The 13,830-nt window shown below is 73.0% G+C and carries 11 protein-coding genes and 1 pseudogene; 10 read left to right on the top strand and 2 right to left on the bottom strand.

Going from position 1 to position 13,830, the window contains the following annotated elements:
* Position 1: 1 nt before the first annotated feature.
* The 3 genes and pseudogenes from ACQPZA_RS12465 to ACQPZA_RS12455 form a co-directional block, all read left to right on the top strand.
* Entirely contained in the window at positions 2-892 is an 891-nt protein-coding gene (locus tag ACQPZA_RS12465) for an NmrA/HSCARG family protein (protein ID WP_433280670.1), read from the top strand.
* 105 nt (positions 893-997) lie between these two features.
* Positions 998-1,156 carry a hypothetical protein gene (locus ACQPZA_RS12460; protein WP_433280668.1) on the top strand — a complete coding sequence of 53 codons (159 nt, stop codon included), beginning with the start codon at positions 998-1,000 and terminating at the stop codon, positions 1,154-1,156.
* Positions 1,144-1,622: pseudogene (locus ACQPZA_RS12455) on the top strand (transposase); the annotation flags it as partial. The gene ACQPZA_RS12460 and the pseudogene ACQPZA_RS12455, both read left to right, overlap by 13 nt.
* A gap of 47 nt (positions 1,623-1,669) precedes the next feature.
* Here the strand turns inward: ACQPZA_RS12455 and ACQPZA_RS12450 are convergent.
* Both ACQPZA_RS12450 and ACQPZA_RS12445 read right to left on the bottom strand, forming a co-directional pair.
* Positions 1,670-1,948 (bottom strand): YggT family protein, encoded by a 279-nt coding sequence (locus ACQPZA_RS12450; RefSeq protein ID WP_169400544.1) that lies wholly within the window; start codon positions 1,946-1,948, stop codon positions 1,670-1,672.
* A gap of 60 nt (positions 1,949-2,008) precedes the next feature.
* Entirely contained in the window at positions 2,009-2,881 is an 873-nt protein-coding gene (locus ACQPZA_RS12445) for a helix-turn-helix domain-containing protein (protein ID WP_433280666.1), read from the bottom strand.
* 91 nt (positions 2,882-2,972) lie between these two features.
* Here ACQPZA_RS12445 and ACQPZA_RS12440 point away from each other — a divergent pair, with 91 nt between their 5' ends.
* From ACQPZA_RS12440 to ACQPZA_RS12410, 7 genes are read left to right on the top strand one after another with little or no spacing between them, the layout of a single operon-like run.
* Positions 2,973-6,377: a DUF5107 domain-containing protein gene (locus tag ACQPZA_RS12440; RefSeq protein ID WP_433280664.1), complete on the top strand. Its 3,405-nt coding sequence runs from the start codon at positions 2,973-2,975 to the stop codon at positions 6,375-6,377.
* Complete coding sequence (locus ACQPZA_RS12435) at positions 6,377-7,693, top strand: cellulase-like family protein (RefSeq protein WP_433280662.1); 1,317 nt, start codon at positions 6,377-6,379, stop codon at positions 7,691-7,693. The genes ACQPZA_RS12440 and ACQPZA_RS12435 overlap by 1 nt, the downstream gene beginning before the upstream one ends.
* Positions 7,694-7,730: 37 nt before the next feature.
* Entirely contained in the window at positions 7,731-9,014 is a 1,284-nt protein-coding gene (locus tag ACQPZA_RS12430) for an ABC transporter substrate-binding protein (protein ID WP_169396286.1), read from the top strand.
* Positions 9,011-9,955, top strand: a complete 945-nt coding sequence (locus ACQPZA_RS12425; RefSeq protein ID WP_433280661.1) for a carbohydrate ABC transporter permease — start codon at positions 9,011-9,013, stop codon at positions 9,953-9,955. Before ACQPZA_RS12430 ends, ACQPZA_RS12425 begins: the two co-directional genes overlap by 4 nt.
* Position 9,956: 1 nt before the next feature.
* Positions 9,957-10,814: a carbohydrate ABC transporter permease gene (locus ACQPZA_RS12420; RefSeq protein ID WP_169396285.1), complete on the top strand. Its 858-nt coding sequence runs from the start codon at positions 9,957-9,959 to the stop codon at positions 10,812-10,814.
* Positions 10,811-12,904: an alpha-galactosidase gene (locus ACQPZA_RS12415; protein WP_433280659.1), complete on the top strand. Its 2,094-nt coding sequence runs from the start codon at positions 10,811-10,813 to the stop codon at positions 12,902-12,904. Before ACQPZA_RS12420 ends, ACQPZA_RS12415 begins: the two co-directional genes overlap by 4 nt.
* A complete protein-coding gene (locus tag ACQPZA_RS12410) occupies positions 12,901-13,776 on the top strand; it encodes a hypothetical protein (RefSeq protein WP_433280657.1) in 876 nt (291 codons plus the stop codon). Before ACQPZA_RS12415 ends, ACQPZA_RS12410 begins: the two co-directional genes overlap by 4 nt.
* Positions 13,777-13,830 lie beyond the last annotated feature (54 nt).

Raw genomic sequence — 13,830 nt, 5'->3', positions numbered from 1 at the left:
CATGGTCACGCGGGGAAACGGTGCGATCGCGGTCTTCGGTGCGACGGGACAGCAGGGCGGGGCGGTCGTCGATGCGCTCCTGGCCCGAGGAGCGCGGGTGCGGGCCCTCGTCCGCACACCCGAGTCCGATCGGGCGCGGGCGCTGGGCGCCCGGGGCGTCGAGCTGTCGACCGTCCGGATCGACGACCCGGCGTCAACGGTCGCCGCGCTGGAGGCGGTCGATGCGTTCTACTTCATGACCCCGGAGGCGAACAGCCTCGAGGAGATCGAGAAGGAGGTCCGAGTGGGCACCGCCCTCGTCGATGCGGCGACCGCGGCGCGCGTGCCACACGTCGTGTTCAACTCGGTCTTCGGGGCGGATCGCGAAACGGGCGTGCCGCACCACGACTCGAAGCACCGGATCGAGGAATACCTGAAGCTTTCCGGCCTGAGGGCCACGATGGTTCGCCCGACCGCCTTCATGGAGAACTTCACGACCGTGATGGCGCCGAGCCTGGAGGACGGAACGATCGTGCTGAGGCTGCCACTGCCGAACGACATCGCCCTGAAGATGATCTCGATCAAGGACATCGGCCAGGTCGCCGCCGCGATCCTGCTCGACACCGCGGACGTGCCCGGCGGAGCCATCGAGGTCATCGGCGACGAGCCGACGGGCCCCCAGATCGCCGCCGCGTTCGGCGCGCGCGCCGGGCTACCGTCACGCTACGAGGCCCTGCCACTGAGCGTCCTCGGCAACGACCTCGACAAGGCGATGTTCCGCCAGTTCGCCAAGGCGTCCGAATACCCGTCGGACCTCGCAGCAGTGAAGGCGATCGAGCCGACCACCCGGGACCTGGCCGAGTGGATCCGCTCCACCGGCTGGACCGCGCCCGCGGACCGGGTCCGTTCCTGATACTCCAGCCGTAGGCCGTGATCTTGCCGGCGTGGCGGTCCCGGACCTGGCACGGCCACCGCCTGATCCTCGTCCGTTGTGTCGACATCGGATCAAGCGGTGGCCATGGGTCACAGCGCAGAGTCCGACCGCTGGCGAGCAGAGACCGACAGGCTGCTCGGCCGGACAGCCGCCAGGTTCCCCCGGATCGAGACCCACCGGCGGGCCGGCCGGTTCCTGCTCGGGCTGCTCGCTGAGCTGCCCCGCAGCGGGGGCACGCGATGATCGACCGCGAGCTCTACCTGCCGCGGTCCTGGGCCGACGACGACCAGCGCTGGGCCGACGCGGGAGTGCCCGCCGACATCGAACTCCTGACCAAGCCCGCGCTGGCCACGGGCATGATCTGCCACGCCTTGGACGCGGAGGTGCGGCGCGGTGGGTCGCCGGGGACGAGGTCTACGGCGCCGACCCCGCCTTGCGGGGCGAACTGGAGATCCGCCGGGTCGGCTACGTCCTGGCCATCGAGTGCGACCGCCGCGTCCCGACCACGTTCGGACTCATCCGCGCCGACACCTTGACCGCTCGCCTACCGAAACGAGCGTGGCAGCGGCTCTCCGCCGGAGCCGGGGCGAAGGGCCAGCGCTACTCCGACTGGGCCCTGGTTGCGCTGCTCCCACCCGTGGAGTCCGCGGGCGATGGCGGCGACACCCAGTGCTGGTGGCTGTTGGTGCGTCGTCACCGCGGCACCGGGAACCGCCAGCAGCCCTCGATTGGCCGTGACGATCTACGGCTGGAGTACTAGAAGGAGAGCACGATCGACCGCAGCACGAGCACCACGAGAAACACGACCGTGAAGGCGAGGTCGATCTGCACCGATCCGACCCGCACCGGCTTCAGCACCCGACGCACCGGCGCGAGCACCGGCTCGGTCAGCGTGTGCGACAGCCGCCGGGCCTTGGCGACCCCGCCGGAGTCTCCCGCGCCCAGCACGCCCGTCCAGTCCAGCACGGCACGCACGACCAGGACGATCAGGAACAGCAGTAGGACGAATCCGAGCACAGCTCCAATGGCACTCATGGACATCCCCTCCGTGCCCCAGCATCCTCGCCGAGGCTGAGCGATGCCTGAGAGGGAGCCTCACGCTCCCCGGTTCCCGCTGCGGTAGTCGCTGGGACTGCATCGGTGGACCGTGCGGAACTGGCGCGAGAAGTAGAACGCGTCGGTGTAGCCGACGGCCGTCGCGATGTCGGCGATGGTGCGCGACGAGGTGATGAGCAGTTCGCGCGCCCGCGCCATCCGCAGGCGTTTGGTGTACTCGACGACGCCACCGCCCGTCGCGGCGCGGAAGAGCGCGGAGAAGTGCGAGGGCGACAACCCTGCCGTGCGGGCCAGGTCCGGCACGCTCACCGGCTTCGCGAAGTTGCGGCGCAGGTGCTCCTGGGCCTGCCGGATCGGCTCGGTGCGCTGCCGGCCGCCGCCGACGGCGTCGGCCGCCAGCTGCGCCAGGAGCGCCCATCCCATGCCCGAGGCGGAGATCAGGCTGGGCAGGGTCTCATCCCGTTCGAGGAACCCGATCGCGTCGTCGATGGTGGACACTGCGCGGTAGGTGTCGTGCAGCTCGATGAGGCCCTCCCGCCCTCCCTCGGTGACCACCGAGAGCAGCTCGGGCACCTGTGAGCCGGCGGCGTGCAACCACCAGATCGTCCATGGGTTGCCGGGATCAGCCCAGTAGGTGTGAGCCAGCCGCGGGGGCAGGACGAGGGCGTGGCCCGGCGCGACGACGGTGGTCCGGTCCGCCACCTGGCACCGCCCGATGCCGTCGGTGCAGATGATCACGACGGCCTCGTCGGCGCCCTCCGGTCGGCGTCGGCCGTGGTTCGCCGCGCGCGGGAAGTATCCGGCGTCGGTGACGAGGAGGCTCGCCGTCGGCGGCTGCCGCAACGCGGACGAGACGAGCGGGCGAGGGAGCACGCGCAGCCGTTGGCCGGGGAACCCGTCGGGCAGCAGCACGGCGGCACCGTACCCCTGGTCGTCGGATCGTCCAGGTAAGTCGGTCGATTCGGCTATGCAGACGCGCCGCCGTCGCTCGTAGCGTCTCGGCATGCTCGACGGCGAGTCACGACTGCAGCTCCCACCCCGCCCTGCCGCGCAGGCCGGCGCCGGGGTGGCCGTCTGGCGGGACCCGCTGACGATCGACAGCTACCTCCCGGAGCCGCCCGACCGCTACCCGGCCTACCTGGATCACCGCGTCTACCAGGGCTCGTCGGGCCGGGTCTACCCGCTGCCCTTCCACGACCGGATCAGTCCCGCGAAGGCCCCCGTGGAGTGGGCGGCGGTGCACCTGGAGAACCGGTGGCTGCGGGTGCTGGTGCTGCCCGAGCTGGGCGGCCGGATCCACGTGGGGCACGACCGCAGCTCCGGCTACGACTTCTTCTACCGCAACCCCGTGATCAAGCCGGCGCTCGTCGGACTCGCCGGCCCGTGGATCGCGGGTGGTGTGGAGTTCAACTGGCCGCAGCACCATCGCCCGGCGACGTTCCTGCCCACCGACGTCGAGGTCGAGCACGAGCCCGACGGCGCGGTCACCGTCTGGTGCTCCGACCACGATCCGTTCACGCGGATGAAGGGCATGCACGGCATCCGGCTGCGGCCCGACCGCGCGACGCTGGAGCTGCGGGTGCGCCTGTACAACCGCAGCGAGCAGACCCAGACGTTCCTGTGGTGGGCGAACGTGGCCGCTCGCGTCGGCCCCGACTACCAGTCGTTCTTCCCGCGCGACGTCCGCGTGGTCGCCGACCACGCCCGGCGCGCCACGACGGCGTTCCCCGCCGCCGACCGGCCGTACTACGGCATCGACTACCCGCGCCGACACGACCGGATCGGGCTCGCCGCGGACGGCAGCGAGGTCCGTGGCGACCGTCTGGACTGGTACCGCAACATCCCCGTGCCCACCTCCTACATGTGCGTGGGCAGCCGGGAGGGCTTCTTCGGCGGCTACGACCACGGCGCCCGCGCGGGCTTCGTGCACGTGGCCGACCGCGTCCTCTCCGTCGGCAAGAAGCAGTGGACGTGGGGCGACGCGCGCTTCGGGCACGCCTGGGACCGCAACCTGAGCGACGACGGCGGCGCCTACGTGGAGCTGATGGCGGGCGTCTTCACCGACAACCAGCCCGACTTCGCGTTCATCGCCCCCGGCGAGACGAAGGTGTTCTCGCAGTTCTGGTACCCGATCCAGGAGATCGGCCCCGCGCACGCCGCCACCGTCGAGGCGGCCGTGCGCGTGGACGTCGAGCCGGACGGCGCGCACATCGGCCTGGCGACCACGTCCGAGCGCGCCGGCTGCGTCCTGCGGTTGGAGGACGGCGACGGCCGGGTGGTGGCCGAGGAGGCCGCCGACGTCGCACCCGGACGGCCGTGGCTGCGGAGGCTCCCCCTGACCGCTGCGCAGGCGGCGGCCCGGCTGCGGCTGCGCGTGCTGCACGGCGGTGCCGAGCTCGTGGCCTGGGACTCCCGCGTCCCCGACGGCTCAGAGGACGTCGTCCCCGCCCGGGAACCCGCCGCGCCGGCGGACGTCGCGACCGTCGAGGAGCTCGCCGTGATCGGCGCCCACCTCGAGCAGTACCGGCACGCGACCCGGTCGCCGGAGGCGTACTGGCGCGAGGCGCTGCGCCGCGACCCCGGGCACGTCGCGAGCAGCGTCGGGCTCGCCGCCAGGGCGTACCGGCGCGGCGACCTGGCCGGGGCGGAGTCGCTGCTGCGGGCCGCCGTCGCACGGCTGACCACGCTCAACGGGAACCCGCAGGACACCACGGCGCACTACGCGCTCGGCCTGGTGCTCGAACGGCAGGGCCGGCCCGACGACGCGTACGCCGCCTTCGCCACCAGCTCATGGACCCGGCCGTGGCGGGCCGCTGCCGGGTACCGGATGGCGCGCCTGGACGCCGCCGCCGGGCGCGACGACGCTGCGCTGTCCCGGCTGGAGGACGTGCTGCGCGTCGAGCCGGAGCACCTGCAGGCCCGCGCGCTGAGTGTGATCGTGCTGCGCCGGGCGGGACGCCACGAGCGGGCCGACGACATCGCCGGCGCCACGCTCGCCCTCGACCCGCTCGACTGGTGGACCCGCGACGTGCTCGGGCTCCCGGTCACCGCCGACGCACAGACGTGCCTGGACGTGGCGGTCGAGCACGCCGGGGTCGGCGAGCTCGACGCGGCGCTGCGGATGCTCGATCTCGCCGCCGAGCGGGAGCCCGCCCGCGCGATCGGGCAGACGGCAACGGGGCCGCTGCTGGACTACCACCGCGCCGACCTGCTGCAGCGGCTCGGACGGGCCGATGACGCACGGCAGGCACGGCAGCGGGCGCGCACCGGCGACGCCACCTGGTGCTTCCCCGCACGGCTCGACGACGCGCTCGTGCTGGAGCGCGCCGTGGCCGCCGACCCGGAGGACGCCAGGGCCCGCGCGCTGCTCGGGCACTGGCTCTACGCGCACGACCGGCGCGGCGACGCGGTGGCGGCGTGGCGGGCGAGCGGCGAGCTCGACCCGACCGATCCCGTGGTCTGGCGCAACCTCGGGCTCGCCGCCCACAACCACCTCGGGGACGCCGAGAGTGCGCGGGAGGCCTACGACCGCGCCCTCGCCGTCGCGGGCCCGGACGCGCGGCTGCTGTTCGAGAGCGACCAGCTCGACGCGCGGCGCGGTGTGCCCCCGCAACGGCGGCTGGAGCGGCTGCTCGCGGCCCGGGAGCTCGTCGAGTCCCGCGACGACGCGACCGTCGCGCTGGCGCACCTGCTGCTCACCGCGAGCCGCCTCGACGAGGCCCGGGCGCTGCTGCTCGCCCGCACCTTCCAGCCGTGGGAGGGCGGCGAGGGTGAGGTGCTGCGGGCGTGGGACCGGCTCGCCCGCCTACAGGCGCAGCGCGAGCTCGCCGCAGGCGGCGTCGATGCCGGGCGGGTGGCCGTTGCGCTGCTCGACGCGGCGCTCGACCCGCCGCGCTCGCTCGGCGAGGCCCGCCACCCGCTCGCGAGCACGGCCCAGCTGCAGCTGCTGCGTGGCGACGCGCTGGCAGCGGCGGGTGACGGGAACGGCGCGGTGACCGCGTGGGAGTCGGCCGCCGGCCAGCAGGGCGACTTCCTGGTGATGAGCACCCAGCCCTACTCCGAGGCGACCGCGGCGTCCGTGCTCGCACTGCGCAGGCTCGGCCGCGACGACGAGGCCGGGCACCTCACCGACGCCCTGCGCGGGTTCTGCGCCGCGCTCGCGGCGACTCCCGCCACCGTCGACTACTTCGCCACGTCGCTGCCGTCGATGCTGCTGTTCACCGAGGATCCGGACGTGGTGCAGCGCAGGCGGGTCGCGTTCCTCCGGGCCCAGCTCGCCGTCCTCGACGGCGACGAGAGCGACGCCAGGGACCGGCTGGCGGAGCTGCTGGCGGACGATCCACACCATGTCGACGCGCTCGAACTGCTCGCGTCGATCACTCCGTCGACCGTCCTCGAGGAGGCCTGATGCCGCCCGACGATCCGCTCCCCGAGCGCCTCACCATCACGCTGTGGGACTTCTCCTGGTACGTGCGCACCGGCCCCGGGGAGCCGTTCGCCGACCTCGACGCCGCGTTCGCGCAGGCCGTCGAGCGGGGCTACAACACGGTGCGGATCTGCGCGATGCCGTTCCTGCTGTTCGGCTCCGGGCTCGACACGGCGGCGCTGGCCCTCGGCCCGCTGGGGGGCGACTTCGCCCAGCGGATGCGCTGGTACGACGTGAAGGAACCGACGACGATCGACGCCCGCGAGCACCTGCTCGCTCTGTTCCGCGCCGCGCGCAGGCACGGCTGCTTCGTGATCGTCTCGTCGTGGGAGTACCAGCAGAGTTCGGCGTTCGCGGCCGATCCGGCCTGGTGGGACGCCCTGAGCGCGGTGCCGCCCGCCGAGCGGCCGGGCCGGCTCGCGGCCGCACACGCCGACCTGCTGGACCTGCTCGTCGCCGAGGGCCTCGACGACCGCGTGGCGTTCACCGAGATCCACAACGAGGTGCAGGTCGGCCACCTCGCCGACGGGCTTCCCACCGACGCCGACCCCGTCGTGGCGCTGCGGCCACTCCTGCAGGAGGCGGTCGAGGAGTTCCACCGCCGCCACCCCGGCCGCCGCTGCACCGTCAACTACGCGCGCGTGCCGCACGAGAGCATGCGTGGCATCCCGGAGAACGTCGACGTGCTCGCCGTCCACCCCTACATCTACGGCGTGCTCGACGCGCTCATCGACGAGTTCGGCCTGCGCCGGCCGGTGGCGCAGTTCCCGCAGGAGAGAGCCGCCCACATCCTGCGGCCCGGGGCGCCCCCCGCCGCCGGGTGGACGGTGCCCGCCGAGCACCGCTGGCGCCTCGACGCCACGATCGTCTCGGCCGCCGAGGCGTACGTCCACGACTGGGCCGACCCGGTGGCTTTCGACCGCTGGCTCTACGACCACTACGGCGAGCACCGCATCGCCATGGCCGAGAAGCTGCGGTTCTGGTTCGACGTGGCCGCCGACTGGGCGGCCGCCCACGACGTCCCGGTCGTCCTCGGCGAGGGCTGGGTCGGCTACACCCCGCTGCACGGCACGTTCGAGGAGGGCCCGGTCGGGGCCGAGATCTGTCGCCAGGCCGTGACGCACGCCCGGCGGATCGGCGCCTGGGGCACGGTCGTGTGCTCCAACGCGGCGCCGCAGCACCCCATGTGGTCCGACGTCGCGCTCCAGCAGGAGTGCAACGCCCTGTTCTCCGCGGCGTCCGCGCCGCGCACGTCCCCCGTGTTCCCCGCGCGGGAGCCCGCCCCGCGATCCGCCTGATCCCGACCGCGCCAACGACGGCGCGCTGGAGGTTTCCGTGAGTACTCCACCGTTCTCCCGCCGCTCGTTCCTGCTCGGCGCGGCGAGCCTGACCACCGTGCCGCTGCTCGCGAGCTGCGTCGGCACCGGCGCCGATGGCGGGGCAGGTGGCGGGACGACCGCCCTGACCCTGCAGTCGTGGATCCAGGACGCCGGGCCGAAGGCGGCGCTGGAAAGCGTCGTGGCGGCCTTCGACGGGCCGCCGGTCACGTTGAACTCGGTGGCCACCGAGCAGTTCCGGGCGCAGCTCTCGACGTACCTGACCAGCGCGACACCACCCGACGTGCTCGGCTGGTACGCGGGATCGGTCGCGAACTCCTATGCCGATGAGGGGCTGCTGCTCGACGTGTCGGACCTGTGGGCCCCCGGCGGCGCGTGCGCGAACTTCTCCGACGCCCTGCGGGCGCTGTCGACCGGCGCGGACGGCAAGGCCATCTTCGTGCCACAGAACTACTACTGGTGGTCGATCTTCTACAAGAAGTCGGCGTTCCAGCAGTGGGGCGTGCAGCCACCGAAGACCTGGGACGAGTTCATCGCGCTCTGCGACACGCTCAAGGCCCGCGGCATCCACCCGCTCACCAACGGCATCGGGTCGACGGCCTGGATGTCGGCGGGCTGGTTCGACTACCTGAACCTGCGGATCAACGGCGCCGGCTACCACCGGGAGCTCCTCGCCGGTAAGCACTCCTTCGAGGACCCGCAGGTGACCGCGGTCCTGGAGCAGTACGCGCGGCTCGTCCCCTACTTCCACCCCAACCAGACCTCATGGGACGCCCAGCAGGCGGTCACGCCCATGGTCAACAACGAGGCCGCGATGTACCTGGTCGGGGCGTTCTGCACGGAGTACTTCCCTGCGGACCAGCGTGACGACCTCGACTTCTTCTCCGTGCCGACGATCGACCCCTCGGTGCCGAGCGCCGAGGAGGCCCCCACCGACGGGTTCTTCGCCGCGGCGGGCAGCCAGAACCCCGAGGGGGCCAAGCAGTTGCTGTCCTACCTCGCGTCGGCGCCCGCGCAGCAGTCCTTCATCGAGAAGTCCGGGTCGTCGAACCTGCCGACCTCGCCGGACGTCGACACCTCGACGTTCAGCCCGCTCGTGCAGAAAGGCATCACGCTCCTCAACGAGACCGCCGAGATCACGCAGTTCTTCAACCGCGACTCCAGCGACGCCCTGCAGACCACGGCGGACGCCGCGCTCACGCAGTTCATCGCGAACCCCTCGGACATCCGCGGCACCCAACGGCAGTGGCAGCAGGCCGCCCAGCAGGTCTTCTCGTCATGACCACGATGCAGCGGGCACCGGCGGGTGCCGCGCCCTCGACGCGCGGCACCCGGGACCGGCGCCGCGGTGGACCGCTGCGGCGGGTTCCGCTGCTCGTGTGGATGTTCCTGCTGGTGCCGTTGGCCGTCGAGCTGTTCTGGGTGTTCTGGCCCGCGATGAACAGCTTCTCGCTGTCCTTCACCAGCTGGAAGGGCGTCGGCGCGGCGAAGCCTGTCGGCCTGGAGAACTACCAGCGCCTCGCCGCCGACCCGATCTTCCACACGGCGCTGCGCAACAACGTGATCTGGGTGGTCGGGTTCGGCGGCCTGTCCGTCGTGGGTGGGCTGGCGCTCGCCGTCGCGCTCAACCGTCCCGGGCGCGGGGTGGGGTTCTACCGCAGCGCGATCTACCTGCCGATGGTCATCTCCCTCGCCGTGACGGGCCTGTTCTGGCGCGTGATGTACCAGCCGGACGGGCCGATCGACGCCGGCCTCGGTGCGCTCGGCCTGGACTGGCTGCAGCGGCAGTGGCTCGCCGACCCCGACACCGCGCTCTACGCCGTGCTGATCGCCGCCGTCTGGCGGCAGGTCGGCTACATCATGGTGCTGTACCTCGCGGGGCTGAAGGGCACCGACCCGACGCTCGAGGAGGCCGCGGCCGTCGACGGCGCGAACGCCTGGCAACGGTTCTGGCGGATCGTGATGCCGCAGCTGCGAGGCGTGAACACGGTGGTCTTCGCGGTCACCGTGATCGACTCGCTGCGCACGTTCGACATCATCTGGGCGATGACCCGCGGCGGTCCGTACAACACCACCCAGCTGCTGTCGACGTACATGTTCCAGCAGGCGTTCACGGTGGTGAACCTCGGTTACGGCTCCGCGATCGCGGTGGTGATCTTCCTGCTCGCGATCGCGTTCATCATCACCTACCTCGCCCGCCAGGCTCGTGCGGAGGAGAGCTGACATGGTCACCGCGACCTCCACGTCCCCGGCCCGCCGGAACCACGCCTCCCGGTCGCCGTGGTTCCACGTCGTCATGGTCCCGTTCACGATCCTGTGGCTCGCGCCGATACTTTTCGTCGTCCTCGTGGCGCTGCGGAACTTCGACGACATCGCAGCGCGCGGCCTCGGCGCGCTGCCGGCGAGCCTGTCGCTCGACGGCTTCGCCGGTGCCCTCGCCGACGGCCGGGTGGGGCGCGCGCTCGTCAACAGCGCGATCGTCACCGTGTTCACCGTGGTCGCCTCGCTCGCGCTCGCGTCGGCCGCGGCCTACGCACTCAGCCGCTTCCATGTCCCGCTGCGCCGCACGATCCTGCTCGTCATGCTGGCGGGGAACCTGCTGCCCCCGCAGATCCTGCTCATCCCGGTCTCGCGGATCACCCAGGATCTGGGCATCTACGACACGTTGACCGCGCTGGTGATCGTGCAGGTCGGCTTCGGGCTGGGCTTCTACACGTTCGTGCTGCACGGTTTCATGCGGTCGCTGCCGGGCGAGATCTTCGAGGCGGCGCTGCTCGACGGCTCGGGGCCGGCCCGCACGTTCTGGAGCATCGTGCTGCCGCTCTGCCGCCCCGCGCTCGCCGCACTCACCGCGCTCGCCACCACGTGGATCTTCAACGACCTGATCTGGGCCATGACGGTGCTCCGGACCGAGGCGCAGTTCCCCGTCACCGCGGCCCTGCTCAACCTGCAGGGCGGCTTCTCCAACTCGTGGAACGTCATCGCGGCCGGCTCGCTCGTCGCCGCCGTGCCCACGGCGATCGTGTTCTTCGTCTTCCAGAAGCAGTTCGTCTCGGGTCTTCTGGTGGGGTCGAACAAATGACGGAATGGACGCTCCCGACGGCCCGGTCGGAGTACGTCGTGGCCGAGACGGACGCCGGTCTCGTCCTGCGCCACTGGGGCGCCACCGGGCAGCGGCGTGAGCTCGCTCCCCCGGCCCGCACCCCGTTCGAGGCGCCGGCCGACAAGGTGCCGCTCGAGTTCGCCGCGGCAGGCACCCGGCACGCCCAGTTCGCCGAACTGCTCGTGCAGGGGCCCGGCGGCGTGGACGGGGCGCTGCTGCGGCTGGTGCCCGGTTCGGCGGCCGTGACCGACGACGGGCCGGACGCCGCGCTGACGGCCCTGCTGCGCGACGCGGACGCGGGCGTCGAGGTGGAGGTGCACGTCAGCACCTCGCGCACGCACGACGTGGTCGAGCGGTGGGCGCGGGTGCGCTCCACGCGCACGACGGGCGACCTGCACCTGACCAGGGCGTTCGGTGCCGCCTGGAACGTGCCCGTCGGCCCGGGAGCGCGGGTGACGCAGCTGGTCGGCACGTGGTCGCGGGAGTTCACCCCGGCCGATGTGGACCTGCCCGCCGGACAGCTCAGCCTCGGCAGCCGGCAGGGCATCACCTCGCACCTCTACTCCCCCGTCGTCGCGCTGCGCGCCCGCGAGTCCGGCGGCAACGAGGCGTACGGCGTCGCGCTGGCGTGGAGCGGGTCGTGGCGCATGGTCGTCGACGCCGTCCCGTTCCGCGACGTCGTCCGGGTCAGCGGTGGCGCCGACGACGAGACCACCGTGGTCACGCTCGCACCCGGAGAGGAGTTCGAGACCCCGCACCTGCTCGGCGCGTGGAGCCCGGACGGCCTCGACGGGCTCGCGCGCGCCTGGCACGGCTACCAGCGCGACCGGCTCGCCCGCAGCACCGGCCCCGAGCACCGGCCGATCGTCTACAACTCGTGGTACGCCACCGGGTTCGACGTCCGGGTCGCGCACCAGCTGGCCCTGGCCGACGTGGCTGCTGACCTCGGCGTCGAGGTCTTCGTCGTCGACGACGGCTGGTTCACCGGGCGCACCAGCGACCACGCTGGGCTCGGCGACTGGTACCCCGACCCGGCGAAGTTCCCCGACGGGCTCGGGCCGCTCGCGAAGGGCGTGCTGGACCGCGGGATGCGGTTCGGGCTCTGGGTCGAGCCGGAGGCCGTCAACCCCGACAGCGACCTGTTCCGCGCCCACCCTGGCTGGGTCTACCGCGCGGGCGACCGGCCGCTCACGACCATGCGCAACCAGTACGTCCTCGACCTGGGCCGGCCCGAGGTCGAGGAGTGGGCCGCCACGACACTGCGCAGGCTGCTCACCGAGCATCCGGTCAGCTACCTGAAGTGGGACATGAACCGGTCCGTGAGCGACGGCGGCAGGCCCGGTGACCCGCGGGGGCGCGAATGGTCGGTGCAGCACACCCGCGCCTACCACCGGCTGATGACGCTGCTGCGCGAGGAGTTCCCCCACGTGACGGTGGAGGCCTGCGCCGGGGGCGGCGGACGGGTCGACAACGCGGTGCTCGCCCTGTCCGACGTGGTCTGGCCGAGCGACGAGACCGGTCCTCGGGACCGCCTGGCGGTCCAGCACGGGTTCCTGTCGGCGTACCCGCCGCACGTGATGAGCTCGTGGGTCACCGACGAGCCCGACCGCCTCGACACGGCGCCCGCGAGCCTCGAGTTCCGGTTCGTCGTCGCGATGGCCGGGGTGCTCGGCATCGGCGCCGACCTGGGGGCCTGGGACGAGCCGACGCGGGCCAGGGCGCGTGAGCTCGTGGCCCTCCACCGCGACATCCGCCCGGTCGTACACACCGGCTCGGCCACCCGCCACGGGCGCCCGTCCGACCCCGTCCACGCCGTGCAGTACACCGCGACGGACACCTCCCGTGTCGTGGTGCTCGCCTGGTCCCGGCCGGGCGCGGGCCGTGGTGGCGCGCCCGTGCGGGTTCCCCTCGCCGGCCTCGGCGGCGACGCCCGCTACCGGGTGCGGGCAGGCGGAGGTGCGGTCGAGTGCGGGGTGCTGGCCGGCCACGACCTCGCCGGCGCCGGGGTGCCCGTGCCGTTCGCGCTGGCGCCGGACTGCGACGTGATCGTCCTGGACCGGCCGGCGTGACGGCCACCGGGATCTGGCCTGCGGACGATCCGGCGTGGGAACCCTGGACGCTCACGGTCGAGACCGACCCCGGCCTCGGCGGGCGCTGGACCTCGCTCCGGTCGGCCGCAGGTGACCGCGGCCCCGAGCGCGAGTGGCTGTGGAGCAACCCCGACCCCGAGGTGGCCGCCGCGCGGGTCGCGGCCGGACCAGGGGCGGCGTTCGTCGATGTGGGCGGCGTCGAGGAGTGCTTCCCCACCGTGCGCGGCGAGCCCGACCACGGAGCCGCCTGGTCCCGGTCCTGGACCGCCGCCGAGGGCGGGCACCGGGTCCGAGCGGGCGCACTGGGCCTGGCCCGCAGGATGCGTGCCGACGCGTCGCTCACCGTCGACTACGCGGTGACGGGGCCGCCCGGCACCCCGTTCGTCCACGCGGTGCACGCCCTGCTCGACCTCTCCCCCGCGGCGCGGCTGCACGTGCCCGGGATCCGCACCGCCCACGTGCTCGACCACCCCGTCGACGGTGCCGTGGCCGTGCTGCCGTGGCCGGCCGGTCCGGGCGGGACGCCCCTGGACCGGCTCGGCCCCGACGACGGCACGGCCGTCGCGGCGGTACTGCCCGGCTGCAGTTCCGCCGCGGTGGTGGACGGTCCGGACGCCCTCGTCCTGCGCTGGCGCGTCACGGCGGGCGACCCGGCCGCCACCTGCTCGCTGCTGCTGTGGCGCAACCTCTGCGGCTGGCCCGAGGCGCGCCCGTACCGGTCGGTCGGCGTCGAGCCGATGGTCGGAACGACCGCCACCCTCGACGGCTCTGGCCCCGGGCGGCCTGCGGCCACCGGGCCGGACGGGCGGCTGCGCTGGGAGCTCACGATCACCGCGTGGCGGCGTACCTGAGATCGACGCCAAGCCCATGAGCTGACGGTTTGTGAACACATACGGATCACGAGT

Source organism: Pseudonocardia xinjiangensis, from assembly GCF_050948425.1.
GTDB lineage: Bacteria > Actinomycetota > Actinomycetes > Mycobacteriales > Pseudonocardiaceae > Pseudonocardia > Pseudonocardia xinjiangensis.
Note: the sequence above shows the minus strand (reverse complement) of the source record. Positions and strands in the feature narration are given on the sequence as shown.